Origin of the sequence: Bacillus silvicola (genome assembly GCF_050524305.1) — a bacterium.
GTDB classification, from domain to species: Bacteria; Bacillota; Bacilli; order Bacillales; family Bacillaceae_G; genus Bacillus_A; species Bacillus_A cereus_AT.
In genome coordinates this window covers 864,504-882,682 of record NZ_JBNGVC010000001.1, presented here as the reverse complement: position 1 = coordinate 882,682, position 18,179 = coordinate 864,504, and the positions used below count along the sequence as shown (strand labels likewise).

The following is an 18,179-nucleotide window of genomic DNA, read 5'->3' as shown; positions in this document are numbered from 1 at the left end:
ATTATAAATCATATCAATGACTGGGGGAAGAAAAGTGAGAGTAAAAGAGCAATTGTTAACTTTGAGAGCATATGTACCTGGGAAAAATATTGAAGAAGTAAAAAGAGAATATGGATTGTCAAAAATTGTGAAGTTAGCGTCGAATGAAAACCCATTTGGCTGCTCTGCGCGTGTGACAGAAGCATTAACTTCGTTAGCCAATCAATATGCACTTTATCCGGATGGGGCGGCTTTTGAACTTCGGGAGAAAGTAGCAGAGCATTTAGGTGTAAAGGCGGAACAACTTTTATTTGGTAGTGGGCTAGATGAAGTCATTCAAATGATTAGTCGTGCTTTGCTACATAATGGAACAAATGTTGTAATGGCGAACCCTACGTTCTCGCAATACCATCACCATGCTGTTATTGAAGGAGCGGAAGTTCGTGAAGTACCACTTAAAGATGGCATTCACGATTTAGATGCGATGTTACAACAAGTAGATGACAAAACGAAGATTGTATGGATTTGTAATCCGAATAACCCGACAGGTACATATGTAGAAAAACAAAAATTACTTTCATTTTTAGAATCAGTTCCAAAGTCAGTGCTCGTTATTATGGACGAAGCATATTATGAATATGCTGGGGCAGAAGATTATCCGCAAACATTGCCTCTTCTTGAAAAATACGAAAATCTTATGGTGCTACGCACATTCTCAAAAGCATATGGATTAGCTGCTTTTCGTATTGGATATGCGATTGGGGATGCAAAGCTTATAGGGCAGCTAGAGGTAGCGAGACTACCATTTAACACATCAACTATCGCCCAAGCAGTAGCATTAGCGGCAATAGAAGATCAACAGTTTTTACAAGAGTGCGTGAAGAAAAATGCCGAAGGGTTAAATCAATATTATGCATTTTGTAAGGAATATAACGTATTCTACTATCCATCCCAAACGAATTTTATTTTCTTGAAGCTCGGTATACCTGGTAATGAAGCTTTCGAACGATTAATGAAAAAAGGATATATCGTTCGTTCTGGTGCTGCATTTGGTATACATGATGGTATTCGTATTACTGTTGGGCTTAAAGAAGAAAATGCTGAGATTATTGAGTTGCTTACGGAACTTGTAAAAGAACAAGTGAAAAAAGAAGAGACGTATTCTTAATAAATAGTGAAGGCTCCTAGTATAGGAGTCTTTTTTATTTGAACTGTAATAAGGGGAGTTGTTTGCACGTTCAAGAAAGAAAACGTTACAATAGAAGTAGACGTATAAGAAGAACTATTGTACATATAACTTATTTAAAATGTGAGGAGGATACATTTTGAAACTAGTAGGACGAAAAAATAGTTTGAATGGGAAAATTGTTGTTCCAGGAGATAAATCTATTTCGCATCGCTCTGTTATGTTTGGGGCGATAGCAGAAGGGACGACGAAAGTATCAAATTTTTTATTAGGAGAAGATTGTTTAAGTACAATTGCATGTTTTCAAAAACTAGGTGTCAAGATTGAACAGAGTGGTAACGATGTCACGATTTACGGTAAAGGATTACATAATTTACAAGAACCGAAAGAAGTATTAGATGTGGGGAATTCAGGGACGACTATTCGTCTTATGCTTGGGATTTTAGCTAATACGCCGTTCTATAGTACGATAATCGGTGATGCATCAATTGGAAAACGTCCTATGAAACGTGTTACAGACCCGCTTAGTAAGATGAACGCTCAAATTGATGGTAGAGAAAATGGACAATATACACCTTTATCTATTCGTGGTGGAAAGGTGAAAGGTATGCATTACCATTCACCAGTAGCAAGTGCACAAGTGAAATCAGCAGTTTTACTTGCAGGTTTGCAAGGAGAAGGTGTAACTACAGTAACAGAGCCTATGCAGTCTCGTGATCATACAGAGAGGATGTTACGTGCATTCGGTTGTACAGTAGATGTTAATGAACGTACCGTGTCATTACAAGGTGGCCAACAACTTAAAGGGACAGACATAGAAGTTCCAGGAGATATTTCTTCGGCTGCATTTTTCTTAGTAGCTGGTGCAATTGTCCAAAAAAGTAAGCTTGTATTGGAAAATGTCGGTTTAAATCCAACGCGAACAGGGATTTTAGATGTTTTAACAAAGATGGGTGCACTTATTTCTATCGATAATATTAGAAACGAAGAGTTTGAACCGTGCGGGGATATTACGATTGAAACATCGAAACTAAAAGGAATAGAGATTGGTGGATCGCTTATTCCGAGGTTAATTGATGAAATTCCTGTAATTGCTTTATTGGCAACGCAGGCAGAAGGAATTACTGTTATTAAAGACGCTGAGGAGTTAAAAGTAAAAGAAACAAACCGTATCGATACTGTTGTAGATGAATTAGGCGAATTAGGTGCGAAAATTGAAGCTACACCAGATGGTATGATTATATATGGTAAACAAAATTTAAAAGGAAATGCTGTTAATAGTCACGGCGATCATCGTATTGGGATGATGCTAGCAATCGCATCTTGTATTATAGATGGAGAAGTAAAAATAGAGAATAGCGATGCGGTCTCTGTATCGTATCCGAACTTTTTTGAACAATTAGCTGCGCTATAAGAGAAAGTATAGGAAGAGGCAGTTCACTCAAAAGGTTGCGTTCTTACACCTAGTTGCTTATGATAAGTGAACAGAAGAGAAATATTTTTTGAATTAAAGGAGACGTTTATGCAAAAGTTTGAACAGGCTGTTACATATATTGAAAATGGTGAAGCGGAAAAAGGATTACAATTATTAAAAGAACAATTACAAGTTGCGAATGATGAAGAGAAGTATGATATCGCTCGCTATTATCATACACTTGGATTTACGGATGAGGCGTTAGCAATTACTGAAGACTTACGTTTATTATATCCGGAAGAAAGTGAATTTACGGTATTTTTAGCAGAATTATATATTGATTTAGACAAAGAAGATGAAGCAATTGAAGTACTTCATGATATTCCAGAAAATGATGATTTATATGTTCAATCGTTATTACTTGTTGCGGATTTATTCCAAATGCAAGGTTTTGATGATGTAGCAGAGCAAAAACTATTGAAGGCGAAAGAAATAATGCCTGAAGAGCCTGTTATTACGTTTGGATTAGCAGAATTATATAGTAGTAAAGGTGAAGAACAAAAGGCAATCACTTATTACGAGTCGCTATTAGCGGAGCATAAAGTAATGGGTGGTGTTGTCATTGCACTTCGCCTTGCAGAAACGTTAAGTGCGATTGGAAACTGGGAAGAGGCGATCTCTTACTATGAAGCAGGCTTAGAGGAACAAAAAGATATTCACTCCTTATTTGGATATGCGTTCACATTATATCAAGGAGAAGAATATCAAAGAGCAATTGGTGCTTGGCAAGAACTAAAAGAATTAGACCCTGAGTATGCATCACTATACATGTATTTAGCGAAAAGCTATGAAAAAGAAGGAATGCTTCAAGAAAGCTATGAAACACTTCATGAAGGAATTAAAGTAGATGAGCTTGCTGTTCCGTTTTATGTAGAATTAGCGAACATTGCAGCTAAATTAGGAAAAGTAGCAGAGGCAGAGGAAGTACTTCAAAAAGCGCTTGAGTTAGATCCAGGACATTTAGGTGCAATATTAAAATATGCGTATATCTTAAAAGGACAAGAAAAGTATGAAGAGTTAATTACAGTTGTAGAGCGTGCTATTGATAGTGGAGAGCAAGATACACAATTACTTTGGGATCTTGCGTTTGCAAAAAAACAATTAGAAATGTATTCGGATGCATTAAAACACTATGAAAGTGCATATACTTCTTTTAAGAATCATCCAGACTTCTTGGAAGAGTACGGCTATTTCTTATTGGAAGAAGGAATGCGAAAAGAGGCCAAAGAAGTGTTTGTTCAGTTATTACAACTAGACCCGACACAAATTCATATTGAAGAGTTGTTATATAATTTAGAGGATTTTTCATAAGTTGGAAGGAAACTGAATGCCGCTTCTTGAATCTAAAAAGAAAAGAGAAAGACAGAGGAGGGACTTAATTGCTATGAATACCCCTGTTTCTGTAAACGAGAAGAAGGATTTTGTAAAATGGTTTTTGAATAACTACCAACTGAAACAGCGTGAATGTGTATGGATTTTAAATTATTTAATGAGTCACGATCAATTAATGCATAAAGTCCACTTCGTAGAGCATGCAAAATATTGTCCGCGTGGCTTAGTGATGTCAGCAAATTGCGTGAAAGACACACCGTTTCACTTTTTTAAACAAAATGTAATGACAACAGATGCTGAAAAGTCGTTTCATGATATTCGTTTAAATCGAGATGAGGATATTTATATTCAACTCAACTTTAAATCATCGTTCCAAAATGCAAATTATGTAGCTGTATTAGAAGACAATCCATATTTACCAAAGCATATTGAAGTAAATGAAAAGGATCGTTTACTTGCAGAGAGATTTTTAGAAGAGAGTGTATTTTCGTTTAGAAGAGAACGTCTTTTGAAACAAATTGATGAAGCGTTGGATAAGCAAGATAAGGAAGCGTTTCATAGGTTAACAGCGGAGTTAAAGACTTTATAGAATTTATTTGGATTATTAATTTTTTACAAATTTCAGACTCTTTTTAAGAAAAACTACCTAATTTGGGTAGTTTTTCTTTTTTTACCTCTTTTAGTATGGTTTAATATATATAAAGTGAAAGTTCTGTCATTTTGATTAGAGGGAGGGGAGAAATGTGAAATGGATTGTAAAAGACGTGGAACAGTTTGAGCAAGCAAGAGAGTATGTAGATACAGGAGTAATACCTCTTTTATCAATTTCAGCAGCAAAAGAAATGAAAATGGTAGTAGAACAAGGTGAATTTATAGAATTGTTGAGTATGGAGTTGGAAAGAGAATATAAAGGAAGAGTGCTTTTACTACCTGCATTTACGTATTTAGTAGAAAGTCAAAAGAAAGAAAAAGTACGTTTGCAAGAGTGGACAGATCATTTGCAAAGCCAAGGTTTTAAGCATATTGCTTATGTTACAAGTGATTTTTCATGGAAAGAAGATATGCAAGAGTTACAAGGGGATTTATTTTGGTTTCCTTCATTGGCGTTAGAGCAATTTAGTGATCAAGCGAAGAGAGAAGTCATTCACGCTCATATAAAAAATATTATGGTAATGTTAGAAGAAAGATGGGGAAAGTAATAATAAACAGAAAGTTCTTATTATTATGAGTAGTATGATATTGACCTGTGCATGAGGGTATTATATCATGATAGTGTCCTAGTTTTTATTTTTTATATTATTTTTCACGAGGGGACAATTTCTGATAGAGGGGGGAAATTTTCGTGAGCGAGAAAGAACATCGTGTGTCAAGAAGACAGTTTTTAAATTACACACTTACAGGGGTAGGAGGCTTTATGGCAGCGGGTATTTTAATGCCGATGACGCGATTTGCGCTTGATCCGGTGTTAAGAAAAGAAGCGGGAACGGACATGGTTGCTGTTGCACAAGTAAAAGATATTACAACAGAGCCGAAGCGTTTTGACTTTAAGGTGAAGCAGGTTGATGGTTGGTACAAGTCTGAAGAGCCAAAATCAGCTTGGATTCATAAAGATGAAAGCGGAGACATTGTTGCGTTCTCTCCGGTATGTAAACATTTAGGATGTACAGTTAACTGGAATTCGGACAAAGCACATCCGAATCAATTCTTTTGCCCGTGTCACGGGGGCCGTTATACAAAAGATGGGGTTAACATTAAAGGCACACCGCCTCTTGCTCCGCTTGATGTGTATGAGTCTAAAGTGAAAGATGGAACGTTGTATTTAGGAAAAGCGAAGCCAAGAGGGGGTGGAAAGTAGATGCTAAATAAAATTTATGATTGGGTAGATGAACGATTAGATATTACACCAATATGGCGCGATATCGCTGATCATGAAGTACCTGAACATGTAAACCCGGCACATCACTTTTCTGCATTCGTCTATTGCTTTGGAGGACTTACCTTTTTCGTTACTGTAATTCAAATTTTATCTGGAATGTTTTTAACGATGTATTATGTGCCTGATATTAAAAACGCTTGGGAATCGGTTTATTATTTACAAAATGAAGTTGCTTACGGGCAAATTGTTCGTGGTATGCACCACTGGGGTGCTAGTCTCGTAATTGTAATGATGTTTTTACATACACTCAGAGTTTTCTTCCAAGGTGCGTATAAAAAGCCTCGTGAGTTAAACTGGATTGTTGGTGTTCTTATTTTCTTTGTTATGTTAGGTCTTGGCTTTACCGGATATTTATTACCGTGGGATATGAAAGCGTTATTTGCTACGAAAGTAGGGATTCAAATTGCAGAGCAAACGCCACTCATTGGTCCTTATATTAAAACATTACTCGCTGGTCATTCCGAAATTGTTGGCGCTCAAACATTAACTCGCTTCTTTGCTATTCACGTCTTCTTCTTACCAGCAGCACTTCTAGGTTTAATGGCCTTCCACTTCATCATGATTCGCAAACAAGGTATTTCCGGTCCGCTATAAGAGATTGCTAAATTAAAGGAGAAAGAACTAAAGGAGGGAGATTATGCATCGCGGCAAAGGGATGAAGTTTGTAGGAGATTCTCGGGTACCAGTAGCTCGGAAACCAAATATTCCAAAAGATTATTCGGAATATCCAGGGAAAACAGAAGCGTTTTGGCCGAATTTCTTGTTAAAAGAATGGATGGTTGGTGCAGTTTTTTTAATCGGTTATTTATGTTTAACAGTGGCACATCCGTCACCACTTGAGAGAATGGCGGATCCGACAGATGCCGGATATATACCACTTCCAGATTGGTATTTCTTATTCTTGTATCAGTTATTAAAGTATTCATATGCTTCGGGTTCATTTACTGTAATTGGTGCGTTTATTATGCCAGGTATCGCGTTTGGAGCATTATTGTTAGCACCATTTCTTGATCGTGGCCCAGAAAGGGCACCATTTAAGCGTCCAGTAGCAACTGGATTTATGCTTTTAGCAATTGCATCTATCATTTTCTTAACTTGGGAATCTGTAGCACACCATGATTGGGAAGCTGCAAAAAAGCAAGGAGCAATTGTAAAAACAGCACCAGTTGATAAAAATGATGACGGCTACAAACTCATGCAAAAAAATACTTGTTTAACATGTCATGGTGACAACTTACAAGGTGGTGCAGCAGCACCGGCTCTACAAAACTTAACTTTAAAACCGGAAGAAATCGCTAAAATTGCGAAAGATGGTAAAGGTGCAATGCCTAAAGGTGTATTTAAAGGAACGGATGAAGAGCTGAAAAAGCTTTCGGAATTCGTTGCAAAGTATAATAAAAAATAATAGAAAAGCTGACTGCAAATTTTGTAGTCAGCTTTTCTATTTAGTTAGAGGAAGTTTGTTATAATAGAGTAGGATTTAGTGAATGAATTACTTTGCTTGAAAGGTGTTGGACATACAGATTGGTTTACGTGTATGCAATGTTAAGACAGCGCTCAGTATTATTATTTTTATTGATTGTTAACATATTAGGCACAATTTACGGGTTTATATGGTATGGAAATCAATTAAAAGAAACGTCCCTAATATTTTGGCCGTTTGTACCAGATAGCCCGATGGCGAGCCTCTTTTTTGTCTTTGTTCTAATCGCTTTTTTGATAAAGAAGAACTGGGGATTAATAGAGGCACTAGCGATAGTTACTTTAATAAAATATGGTATTTGGGCGGTTGTTGTAAATGCAATTATGATTTATGTAAAAGGTCCTATTGGTCTTATGGGATATATGTTAATGTTATCTCATTTTGCAATGGCGGTGCAGGGAGTGTTATATGCTCCGTTTTATCGGATAAAAAAATGGCATTTCATTGTAGCTGGCATATGGACGTTACATAATGATGCAATTGATTATTTATTTTGGCAAATGCCGAGATACGGAATTATGCATTTATTTGTAGAGGAAATTGGTTATTTTACGTTTTGGCTAAGTATTGTTGTACTGTGTATCACATATTATTATTGCTTACGTGAGAACCGAAAACAGTTTTCTTTATGATGGTGAGAACATTTAGGGGGAGAAAATGAAGAAAAATAAGAGTGGTATAAACATATTGGATCGATTGATCACTTTAGTTGTTTCATATAGCATAGCATTTTCTATTTTCGCTCTCGCGACAATGGTAGTTGTATATGGAAAATGGCTGTATTATTTTGAAATTGATTTCTTAAATATTCCAGACTTAGCGGATATGACGAAAGATGAAATTAAAAGAAACTATGATGTGCTGATTACATATTTATCTCCGTTTTATGACGGAGCATTACAGTTTCCTACATTAGATATGTCTACAAATGGTCGCATTCATTTTGTAGATGTTAAAAATATTTTAGTAAAGATTCAATATGTGATGTATGCGACAATTACGATTGCAGTAATAGGCGGCGTTTATTTATTAAAAAGAAAAAATGAAAAGTTTTTACTGCACGGATCGATTTTAACAATCATATTTCCGATAGCACTGATGTTACCAATCGCTATTAATTTTGAAAAGAGTTTTGTATTATTTCATAAGCTTTTATTTAGCAATGATTATTGGATGTTTGATATTGAAACAGATCCGATTATTTTAACGTTACCGGAAGAATTCTTTATGCATGCTGCATGTGTTATTTTATTATTGATTTTAAGTGGAAGCATACTTTGTTACGGTGTGTATAAATATTTAGTGAAAAAGAAAAGGGTTTCAAAGAAAAAATTCTCTGTCTAAAGAGAATTTTTTTGCTTTCATAAAGATAATATATTTTTTGGTTTTGTTCTGTTCTATTCTTGTCCAACTCCACATATTTTGTACTAGTAGTTATAGGGGGGACCGGGATGAAGAGAACATTAATTGGACTGATAGCATTTCTAATTATAATGTTTCCAGTACGTATATATGCTGAAGAGTGGAGTGAACTAACTGGATTGCTAGATGACTCTTTACAGTTAGTAAAGAAAAATGAAGATGAGAAGGCAATACAAGTACTGCACCATTTCTCAGAGCAGTTTCTATCAAAGGAAAATGAAAATAATTCAAAAGTAACTCCGGGACAAATTAGAGTCGTTTCTTTGGCATACGATAAGGCGAAACAATCTCTTGTGGAAGATTTAGATAAGCAAGTTAAAGTTGATAATATGTTAGCGTTACAACTTGCTGTTGATGCACAAGTATCTAAATATCAGCCACTTTGGATGGAAAGAGAAAGAAAGATTATGGATGCTTTTTCTCAAGTAGAAAAAGCGATGAAAAAAGAAGATGATGGACAGTTCCAACAGACGCTAAATACATTTTTAAATGAATTTAATATTATTTATCCGAGTTTAATGATTGCCCTGCCAGAAAACGAAGCGCAGCGTGTAAATGCACATTTATCTTATTTGGATGAATTTCGTAACGTTATGTTAAAAACAAAAGGTGGACAAATGCAACTAGGGATTATTAAAGGTGATTTACAAAAAATATTTCATACAGTAAAAAAAGATGAGATTGCGCCCTCTCTCATTTGGTTTATGACCATTACTGGAGGACTTATTTTGTTCACTTTAACGTATGTTGGGTGGAGAAAGTATAAAGGAGAGAGAGAGAAACGGAGAAGTAACTTGCATTCTAAAGATAGATAATGTGTATAAATAAAGATACGGATTGTAAGGTTTATTTATTGACAATGGTGTAAGAAAAAAATAGAATGAGAAGTACTATAATTAAAACTTCAATGGAGGTTTATGATGTTTTATTTAATTTACTTCGCGATCATTTTGATCATACCGTTGTATGCACAGTCAAAAGTACGTAGTGCCTATAGCAAGTATTCACAAGTTTATTCAACTTCAGGTATGACAGGAGCGGAAGTTGCTCGGAAAATTTTAGATGAAAATGGATTGTACAATGTAGCTGTAGAAGAAACACCGGGTCATTTGTCGGACCATTACGATCCAACCGCAAAAACAGTTCGATTATCAACAGATAACTATTATGGACATTCAGTTGCTGGTACAGCTGTAGCAGCACACGAAGTAGGACATGCAATTCAAGATGCGAAAGATTATAACTTCATGCGTGTACGCCATTCGTTAGTGCCAGTTGCTAATTTTGGTTCAAACATGTCATGGGTATTTGTACTAATTGGTGTATTTGCACAAATGTCTGGTTTGTTGTTACTAGGAATTATTTTAATGGCAGCAGGTGTTATTTTCCAACTTGTTACATTACCAGTTGAATTTGATGCTTCAAAACGTGCAATGCAACAAATTGAAGCACTTGGTATCGTATCGACAGATGAGTACGGTCAAGCTCGTAAAGTATTAAATGCGGCAGCATTAACATATGTAGCAGCAGCGGCTGTAGCAGTATTTGAATTATTACGCCTTGTATTAATTTATACTGGTATGCAGCGTAGCGACGATTAAAGACTATCAATTATGATAGTCTTTTTTTTGTTTCGTGGAATGAATCTTATAACATGTTACAAATGGAAATAATAGAAATAATATGGGGTATAGAACTAGTTAAAAAAGATAAGTATGGAATGTTGAAAGAAGGTGACAGACATAGAATACCCAGAACATTTAGTTAAACAAGTGAGGGAGCGAAGTGCTACATACCAATTAGAAGGTTTTTTAAGTGGACAAGGTCCTAGAAATCCAAAATTAATGCTTGTTGGAGAAGCACCTGGTGAAACGGAAATTCATAATGGTATCCCGTTTAGCGGGAGAGCCGGAAAACATTTAATGGAGTTTTTAGAATGTATTCACGTTACAAGGGAAGAGGTATATATTACGAGTGCGGTTCGGAGTAGACCTTATAAATGGAGAGAGAAAAGGGAACGAAATGGCGAAATAATACAGAAGAAGTACAATAGAACACCAAATCAAGGAGAAATACTTGCTCATGCACCTTTGTTAGACTATGAGTTGGAACTTATACATCCGCCTGTTATTGTGACACTTGGTAATATTGCACTGCAGCGTTTCGTTGGTAAAAATAATAAAATTACGAGTGTTCATGGTGAATTGTTAAAGCAACCCGTGCAGCAATTGAAAGATAGTAGCAGTACAGAATTTATATGGACAGAAAAAGAATATTATATTTTTCCGACCTTTCATCCAGCTTCAATTTTTTATAATCGGAGTTTATTGGAGCTCATTTATGAGGATTTGGAGAAACTTAAAAGATGTATAATAAAAAACTAGAAAAGCTAAAGAGCTTTTCTAGTTGAATTTAATTATGTAACGGATTTTTATTTTCATCTAGTGTAAATCCTTCACCGACGACATCATGTACATCACTTACAGCAACAAAGGCGTGAGGGTCTACAGAAGTAATGATATTTTTTAATTTCACGATTTCGTTTTTTGCAACGACACAATATAGTACATTTCGTTCAACTTTTGTATAGGATCCAACTGCTTTTAAAAAGGTAGCTCCGCGCTCCATTTCTGATAAAATTTTTGCAGCAATTTCATCGTTTTTATCAGAAATAATAGTTGCACCTTTTGCTGCATAAGCTCCTTCTTGCATAAAATCAATAACCTTAGCCCCGATAAAAACAGCAACTAACGTATACATGCCCTCGCGGTATGATAAATATGTAAGAATAGAGACAATAATAACGACCGCATCAAACATAAACATCGTTTTCCCCATACTCCAGCCAACATATTTATGAGCTAGTCTTGCGATAATATCAACACCGCCAGTAGTCCCACCATACTTAAATATAATCCCAAGTCCTATACCGATAAATGCCCCTGCGAATAAAGCAGCCAGTGTCATATCATTTTGCAAGTTTAAATGTAAGTTGAGTACTTCGTAGCGTTGGAAAATCCATAGGAATAAAGATACGCTAAATGTACCGATTAGTGTATATAAAAATGTTGTTCGGCCGAGTAACTTCCAACCAATAAAAAATATAGGGATATTTAAAATTAAGTTTGTATAGGAAGGGTCAAGCGAAAATAGAAAATATAATAATAGCGTAATGCCGGTAAACCCACCCTCTGCAAGATGGTTTTCAATATTGATATTCACAATACCGAAAGAAAAAATAGCGGAACCGATTAAGATGAAAATGATATTTCGAATCTTCAAGTTTGCTTTCATATAGAAATCCCCCTAGTTATGTAATGATTGGAATTGCTCCGCTTAAACGGCAAAACATAATAAGTTATTTCTAGCTGCTAATAAAAATAGTGAATATCATAGGAACCCGATTGATTCAGGCTAATCTTTTGCAAAAATCACGTAAAAGAAGTTTCACTTTCCCCCGTCCCAACGGCTGGTAGAGGGAAAAGCGAAGAAGAAAAGGACGAACCAGCCGTAGGGACCCGATTGATTCAACTAATCTTTTGCAGAAAAACATTGCAAAAGAAGTTTCACTTTCCCCCGTCCCAACGGCTGGTAGAGGGAAAAGCGAAGGAAAAAAAGGACGAACCAGCCGTAGGGACCCGATTGGTTCAGGCTAATTTTTTGTAAAAATCACGTAAAAGAAGTTTCACTTTATTATAGTCTATCCAAAAAAGAGTCGTAAATAGGGATATGAGAGAATAATATTTGTCAAATCGCGATGAATTGGCTAACATGAAAGAGGAAGGAATAAGAGGTGACTAGTATGGAAGCAAAAACGATGAAAGATATGCAGAAGGAAGTAGATGCATATATCGGTCAATTTAAAGAAGGTTATTTTAGTCCGCTTGCAATGATGGCTCGTTTAACTGAAGAAATGGGAGAGCTTGCAAGAGAGGTTAATCATTATTATGGTGAGAAACCGAAGAAAACGACGGAGATAGAACGAAGTATTGAAGAAGAGCTTGGAGATGTGTTATTTGTTATGATTTGTATGGCAAATAGTTTAAATATTGATTTAGAAACAGCGCATAACATTGTAATGAATAAATTTAATACACGTGATAAAGATCGCTGGACACGTATTGATGAGGGAGAGAAAGAAGCATGAAAGAAATTAAAGTAATTATCGCTGGACCAAGAGGACGTATGGGACATGAAGCAGTCCTTCTAATGGAAAGAACAGCGCATTTCAATTTAGTAGCAGCAATTGATTATAAGCATGGCGGAGAAAAAATTTCTGATTTACCTGGAATGCCAGCGCTAGATGCACCTATTTACGCGGATTTACATACTTGTTTAGATGAAGTAGAAGCAGATGTATTGTTAGATTTAACAACACCAGAAATTGGAAAGAAACATGTGACACTTGCAGTTGAACGTGGACTTCGATCTGTTATTGGTACAACTGGATTTACTGAAGAAGAACTAAAGCAATTAACAGAAAATGCAAAAGAAAAAGAAGTAGGAACAATTATCGCTCCAAACTTTGCAATTGGTGCAGTTCTTATGATGAAATTTTCACAAATGGCAGCGAAGTACTTCCAAGATGTTGAAGTAATTGAATTACACCATGATCAAAAATTAGACGCACCATCAGGTACGGCTGTAAAAACAGTAGAATTAATCCGTCAAAATCGTGTACCAAAAGAGCAAGGGCATCCTAATGAAACAGAACAATTAGAAGGAGCACGTGGTGCAAATGTGGACGGTATTCACATTCATAGCGTACGTCTACCAGGGCTTATTGCACACCAAGAAGTAATGTTCGGCGGAGATGGACAAATGTTAACAGTTCGTCATGATTCATTCAATCGTGCATCATTTATGTCAGGTGTAAAACTATCAATTGAAACAGTAATGAACCTTGATCATCTTGTGTACGGTTTAGAAAATATTATCGACTAAAGGGGAGACAACGGATGAAAATTGCCTTAATCGCACATGACAAAAAGAAAGATGATATGGTTTCATTCGCGTACGCATATAAACCAATCTTTGAAAAACATGAACTTTTTGCAACAGGAACGACAGGCCTTCGTATTATGGAGGCAACTGGTTTAGTTGTAACAAGATATCAATCTGGTCCTCTTGGTGGCGATCAAGAAATTGGTGCAATGATTGCAAAAAATGAGATGGATATGGTGATTTTTTTCCGGGATCCACTAACAGCGCAGCCGCATGAACCTGATGTCAATGCGTTACTTCGCTTATGTGATGTATATGCCATCCCACTAGCAACGAATATGGCAAGTGCTGAAATGCTAATGCATGCATTAGAGCGGGGAGATTTAGATTACCGAAAGTTAAGAAAATGAGGGGAACAATTATGAGTGGATTACATATATTAGCGTTTGGTGCTCATGCCGATGATGTTGAAATCGGCATGGCAGGTACCATTGCAAAGTATACGAAGCAAGGATATGAAGTAGGCATTTGCGATTTAACAGAAGCTGATCTTTCTTCAAATGGAACGGTAGAACTAAGAAAAGAAGAAGCAAAAGCTGCTGCTCGTATTATGGGAGTAAAAACGAGAATTAATTTAGCAATGCCAGACCGTGGTTTGTATATGAAAGAAGAATATATACGTGAAATTGTAAAGGTTATTCGTACATATAAACCAACGCTAATTTTCGCACCATATTACGAAGATCGTCATCCAGACCATGCTAATTGCGCGAAACTTGTGGAAGAAGCTATCTTCTCAGCGGGAATTCGTAAATATATGCCGGAGATTTCGCCGCACCGTGTAGAGTCTTTTTATAATTATATGATTAATGGTTTTCATAAACCGAATTTTTGTATAGATATTAGTGAATACCTTTCTAAAAAGGTGGAGGCGTTAGAAGCGTATGAAAGTCAGTTTTCAACAGGAAGTGATGGTGTTAAGACGCCATTAACTGAAGGTTACGTTGAAACAGTAATTGCTCGTGAGAAGATGTTTGGGAAAGAAGTTGGAGTGATGTATGCCGAAGGATTTATGAGTAAGAAACCGGTTTTATTACATGCTGATTTAATAGGGGGATGTAAATGAGATTGAAAATAGGTATTACATGTTATCCTTCTGTAGGTGGTTCTGGTGTTGTTGGAACGGAATTAGGAAAGCAATTGGCGGAACGTGGGCATGAAATTCATTTTATTACATCGGGTGTACCATTCCGGTTAAATAAAGTGTATCCAAACATTTATTTTCACGAAGTAGCAGTAAATCAATATTCAGTATTTCAATATCCACCTTACGATTTAGCGTTAGCAAGTAAAATGGCCGAGGTTGCTCAAAGAGAAAATCTTGATATTTTACATGTGCATTATGCAATCCCTCATGCTATTTGTGCATATTTAGCAAAACAAATGATTGGAGAGCGTATTAAAATTGTTACAACCTTACATGGAACAGATATTACTGTGTTAGGTTCCGATCCTTCGTTAAATAATTTAATTCGCTTTGGTATTGAACAATCTGATGTAGTTACTGCTGTGTCACATTCGTTAATTGAAGAAACGAATGAACTTGTAAAACCAGATAAAGAAATTGAGACGGTATACAATTTTGTAGACGAACGTGTGTATTTCAAACGTGATATGTCTCAATTAAAAAAAGAATATGGTATACGAGAAAATGAAAAAGTGTTGATTCATATTTCAAATTTCCGAAAGGTTAAGCGTGTACAGGATGTTGTACAGTCATTTGCCAAAATTGTAAAGGGAGTAGATGCGAAATTGCTTCTTGTTGGGGATGGACCAGAGTTCTGTACTATTTTACAATTGGTGAAAAGTTTACATATTGAGGAACGTGTCTTATTCCTAGGAAAGCAAGATAATGTTGCAGAGCTTCTTGCGATGAGTGATTTAATGCTGCTTTTATCAGAAAAGGAAAGTTTTGGTCTCGTTATTTTAGAAGCGATGGCGTGTGGTGTGCCTAGTATTGGAACGAGGGTTGGGGGCATTCCAGAGGTCATTCAACATGGTGAAACAGGATATATATGTGAAGTTGGAGATACAGATGGAATAGCTAAGCAAGCAATTCAACTACTAGAAAATGAAGAACTTCACCGTAATATGGGAGAGCGGGCGATGAAATCTGTATATGAGCAGTTTCGTTCGGAAAAAATCGTTTCACAGTATGAGGCGATTTATTATGACATACTAAGGGATGACAATAATGGAAAGATTTAAAAAAGCTAGTTCAATTATTGAGATATTAAAACAGCACGGACATGAGGCTTACTTCGTTGGTGGAAGTGTACGCGATCTTATTATCGATAGACCAATTGGAGATATCGATATCGCAACATCTGCTTTACCAGAAGAAGTAATGGCTATTTTCCCAAGACATGTTCCGGTTGGTCTTGAGCATGGAACTGTAATTGTTGTAGAAAATGGTGAACCGTATGAGGTAACTACTTTTCGAACAGAAAGCGAATATGAAGATTTTCGGAGACCTAGTAGTGTTCAATTTGTCCGTTCATTAGAAGAGGATTTAAAACGACGTGATTTCACGATGAATGCAATTGCAATGACAGAGGAAGGCGAAATGATTGATTTATTTGCTGGGCAAGAAGCGATTCGTCTGAAGGAAATTACAACGGTTGGAGATGCTGCAGACCGTTTTCAAGAAGATGCACTGCGAATGATGCGTGGTATTCGGTTCGTAAGTACGTTAGGTTTCTCTTTGGAAACAAAGACGAAACAAGCAATTGAAACGTATGGGCATTTGCTCGAACATATAGCGATTGAAAGAATTACAGTTGAGTTCGAAAAGTTATTGACGGGTACGTATTGTGTGAAAGGGCTTCAAGAATTGGTAGAAACGAAGCTATTTTCTCATTTGCCATATTTACAAATGTCAGAAGAAAGACTCTTGAAAGCTACGCTGTATAAATGGGATTCTTTTGAAACAGACATTGAGGCGTGGGCATTTTTCTTATATTGTATCGGAGAAGAGCATCCATCTGTCTTTTTACGTCAATGGAAGTTCTCGAATAAAAAGATTAAGGATATTGTAGCGGTTTTATTAGCAATTCGTTCTAGAAAGGAGAAGGAATGGGATACAGTCCTTCTTTATAAAACTGGAATTCACATCGCTGAAATGGCGGAAAGAGTATATGAAGCGATAATAGAAAGTTATAATAGCGCGTCTGTTAAGCAAGTACAATCATTATTTCATGCATTGCCGATAAAAAATCGTCAAGAAATGAATGTGACTGGTAATGATTTATTAAGCTGGGCAGATAAAAAGCCAGGTCCGTGGGTTGCCGAAGTGCTTCAAAACATTGAAGAAGCAATCGTACAAGGAGATTTAGTCAATAAGAAAGAGAATATAAGGGAGTGGCTAGAAAAATGCAATCTACTATAAGAAAGCAGTTATTGCAAGTTTTTTCTGAAGCAGATGGTGAATTTGTATCTGGTCAAACACTTAGTGATAAACTTGGTTGTTCTAGAACTGCTGTATGGAAGCATATGGAGGATCTTCGTAATGAGGGATATGAACTCGAAGCTGTACGCCGCTTAGGTTATCGAATTGCTAGTAAACCAGATAAGGTAACTGCTAATGAAATTCAATTAGGATTACAAACAGAGCGTATAGGTAGAACGGTTTATTTTGAAGAATCAGTTGAATCTACTCAGCATATTGCAGCAAGACTTGCTTATGAAGGAGCAGAAGAAGGAACAATCGTCGTTGCAGAAGAACAAACAGCAGGTAGAGGGCGTTTAAGTAGAAAATGGCATTCACCAAAAGGGACTGGAATTTGGATGAGTATTATTTTGCGTCCATCTATTCCAGTTCATCATGCACCACAGCTTACTTTATTAGCGGCTGTTAGTGTGGCGCAAGCAATTGAAAAATGTACGGGTGTGAATGTAGGGATTAAATGGCCAAACGACATTTTAATTCAAGGTAAAAAAGCTGTCGGTATATTAACGGAGATGCAAGCTGATCCAGATAAAATTAATGCTGTAATTATGGGAATAGGTATTAATGCAAATCAAAAACAAGAGCATTTTGATGAGGAAATTCAACACATTGCAACTTCGTTAGCCATTGAGTCAGGGAAGCCAATTGTTCGTGCAGAACTTATGCAACAAATCTTTTTACAATTTGAAAAATTGTATGAAGAGTATTTAAAAAATGGTTTCTCTGTTATAAAAATTCTTTGGGAAAGTTACGCAATAAGTATCGGAAAAGAAATTACAGCTCGAACGATGAAGCAAACGATTAATGGATTAGCAAAAGGGATTACAGAGGATGGTGTATTGCTGCTTGAGGATCATCAAGGACACGTACATCACATTCATTCTGCGGATATAGAAATTAAGTAAAAGAAGTTCC

At 36.3% G+C, this 18,179-nt stretch carries 21 protein-coding genes; 20 read left to right on the top strand and 1 reads right to left on the bottom strand.

All coding sequences use genetic code 11. The features are described 5' to 3' along the window. Window positions 1-34 precede the first annotated feature (34 nt). The 13 genes from hisC (at window position 35) to ACP6L7_RS04570 (ending at window position 11,196) form a co-directional block, all read left to right on the top strand. Window positions 35-1,147 carry a histidinol-phosphate transaminase gene (gene hisC, locus ACP6L7_RS04630; protein ID WP_097831719.1) on the top strand — a complete coding sequence of 371 codons (1,113 nt, stop codon included), beginning with the start codon at window positions 35-37 and terminating at the stop codon, window positions 1,145-1,147. A 157-nt stretch (window positions 1,148-1,304) separates the two neighbouring features. After that, window positions 1,305-2,579: a 3-phosphoshikimate 1-carboxyvinyltransferase gene (aroA, locus tag ACP6L7_RS04625; RefSeq protein WP_097831718.1), complete on the top strand. Its 1,275-nt coding sequence runs from the start codon at window positions 1,305-1,307 to the stop codon at window positions 2,577-2,579. A gap of 108 nt (window positions 2,580-2,687) precedes the next feature. Further along, entirely contained in the window at window positions 2,688-3,950 is a 1,263-nt protein-coding gene (locus tag ACP6L7_RS04620) for a tetratricopeptide repeat protein (RefSeq protein ID WP_071744913.1), read from the top strand. 73 nt (window positions 3,951-4,023) lie between these two features. Further along, window positions 4,024-4,560 (top strand): ReoY family proteolytic degradation factor, encoded by a 537-nt coding sequence (locus ACP6L7_RS04615; RefSeq protein WP_001095919.1) that lies wholly within the window; start codon window positions 4,024-4,026, stop codon window positions 4,558-4,560. A gap of 154 nt (window positions 4,561-4,714) precedes the next feature. Beyond that, window positions 4,715-5,170, top strand: a complete 456-nt coding sequence (locus ACP6L7_RS04610; protein WP_097831717.1) for a YpiF family protein — start codon at window positions 4,715-4,717, stop codon at window positions 5,168-5,170. Window positions 5,171-5,313: 143 nt separating this feature from the next. After that, window positions 5,314-5,826, top strand: a complete 513-nt coding sequence (gene qcrA, locus ACP6L7_RS04605; RefSeq protein WP_097831716.1) for a menaquinol-cytochrome c reductase iron-sulfur subunit — start codon at window positions 5,314-5,316, stop codon at window positions 5,824-5,826. Then, window positions 5,827-6,501, top strand: coding sequence for a menaquinol-cytochrome c reductase cytochrome b subunit (gene qcrB, locus ACP6L7_RS04600; RefSeq protein WP_000932700.1), 675 nt, complete (start codon window positions 5,827-5,829; stop codon window positions 6,499-6,501). It abuts the gene before it with no gap. Window positions 6,502-6,544: 43 nt separating this feature from the next. Then, window positions 6,545-7,312 carry a menaquinol-cytochrome c reductase cytochrome b/c subunit gene (gene qcrC, locus ACP6L7_RS04595; protein ID WP_071770138.1) on the top strand — a complete coding sequence of 256 codons (768 nt, stop codon included), beginning with the start codon at window positions 6,545-6,547 and terminating at the stop codon, window positions 7,310-7,312. A 119-nt stretch (window positions 7,313-7,431) separates the two neighbouring features. Continuing rightward, complete coding sequence (gene lhaT, locus ACP6L7_RS04590) at window positions 7,432-8,022, top strand: lipoprotein heptaprenylglyceryl N-acetyltransferase LhaT (protein ID WP_141533343.1); 591 nt, start codon at window positions 7,432-7,434, stop codon at window positions 8,020-8,022. 25 nt (window positions 8,023-8,047) lie between these two features. Then, window positions 8,048-8,734, top strand: coding sequence for a lipoprotein intramolecular transacylase Lit (lit, locus tag ACP6L7_RS04585; RefSeq protein ID WP_097831715.1), 687 nt, complete (start codon window positions 8,048-8,050; stop codon window positions 8,732-8,734). Between the two features lie 107 nt (window positions 8,735-8,841). Then, the gene (gene ypjB, locus ACP6L7_RS04580) at window positions 8,842-9,627 is read left to right on the top strand and encodes a sporulation protein YpjB (protein WP_097831714.1); all 786 of its coding nucleotides are present in this window, start codon (window positions 8,842-8,844) and stop codon (window positions 9,625-9,627) included. A 105-nt stretch (window positions 9,628-9,732) separates the two neighbouring features. Beyond that, window positions 9,733-10,413, top strand: a complete 681-nt coding sequence (locus tag ACP6L7_RS04575; protein WP_000499538.1) for a zinc metallopeptidase — start codon at window positions 9,733-9,735, stop codon at window positions 10,411-10,413. 141 nt (window positions 10,414-10,554) lie between these two features. Further along, the gene (locus ACP6L7_RS04570) at window positions 10,555-11,196 is read left to right on the top strand and encodes a uracil-DNA glycosylase (protein ID WP_097831853.1); all 642 of its coding nucleotides are present in this window, start codon (window positions 10,555-10,557) and stop codon (window positions 11,194-11,196) included. A gap of 28 nt (window positions 11,197-11,224) precedes the next feature. On the opposite strand, the gene ACP6L7_RS04565 is transcribed toward ACP6L7_RS04570, so the two are convergent. Further along, on the bottom strand, window positions 11,225-12,106 hold the full coding sequence (locus ACP6L7_RS04565; RefSeq protein ID WP_000646622.1) for a YitT family protein: 882 nt from the start codon (window positions 12,104-12,106) through the stop codon (window positions 11,225-11,227). A 508-nt stretch (window positions 12,107-12,614) separates the two neighbouring features. Between ACP6L7_RS04565 and ACP6L7_RS04560 the strand changes: the two genes are divergently transcribed. From ACP6L7_RS04560 to ACP6L7_RS04530, 7 genes are read left to right on the top strand one after another with little or no spacing between them, the layout of a single operon-like run. Beyond that, window positions 12,615-12,959, top strand: coding sequence for a nucleotide pyrophosphohydrolase (locus ACP6L7_RS04560; protein WP_002158575.1), 345 nt, complete (start codon window positions 12,615-12,617; stop codon window positions 12,957-12,959). Further along, window positions 12,956-13,756 carry a dihydrodipicolinate reductase gene (gene dapB, locus ACP6L7_RS04555; RefSeq protein WP_000658792.1) on the top strand — a complete coding sequence of 267 codons (801 nt, stop codon included), beginning with the start codon at window positions 12,956-12,958 and terminating at the stop codon, window positions 13,754-13,756. The genes ACP6L7_RS04560 and dapB overlap by 4 nt, the downstream gene beginning before the upstream one ends. Before the next feature lie 14 nt (window positions 13,757-13,770). Beyond that, window positions 13,771-14,166: a methylglyoxal synthase gene (gene mgsA, locus ACP6L7_RS04550; RefSeq protein WP_000684753.1), complete on the top strand. Its 396-nt coding sequence runs from the start codon at window positions 13,771-13,773 to the stop codon at window positions 14,164-14,166. Between the two features lie 11 nt (window positions 14,167-14,177). Next, complete coding sequence (gene bshB1 / locus ACP6L7_RS04545; protein WP_097831713.1) at window positions 14,178-14,882, top strand: bacillithiol biosynthesis deacetylase BshB1; 705 nt, start codon at window positions 14,178-14,180, stop codon at window positions 14,880-14,882. Then, a complete protein-coding gene (bshA, locus tag ACP6L7_RS04540; RefSeq protein ID WP_097831712.1) occupies window positions 14,879-16,024 on the top strand; it encodes an N-acetyl-alpha-D-glucosaminyl L-malate synthase BshA in 1,146 nt (381 codons plus the stop codon). The genes bshB1 and bshA overlap by 4 nt, the downstream gene beginning before the upstream one ends. After that, on the top strand, window positions 16,011-17,204 hold the full coding sequence (locus tag ACP6L7_RS04535) for a CCA tRNA nucleotidyltransferase (protein ID WP_097831711.1): 1,194 nt from the start codon (window positions 16,011-16,013) through the stop codon (window positions 17,202-17,204). The genes bshA and ACP6L7_RS04535 overlap by 14 nt, the downstream gene beginning before the upstream one ends. Continuing rightward, on the top strand, window positions 17,189-18,169 hold the full coding sequence (locus ACP6L7_RS04530) for a biotin--[acetyl-CoA-carboxylase] ligase (RefSeq protein ID WP_430528900.1): 981 nt from the start codon (window positions 17,189-17,191) through the stop codon (window positions 18,167-18,169). Before ACP6L7_RS04535 ends, ACP6L7_RS04530 begins: the two co-directional genes overlap by 16 nt. Window positions 18,170-18,179: the final 10 nt, after the last annotated feature.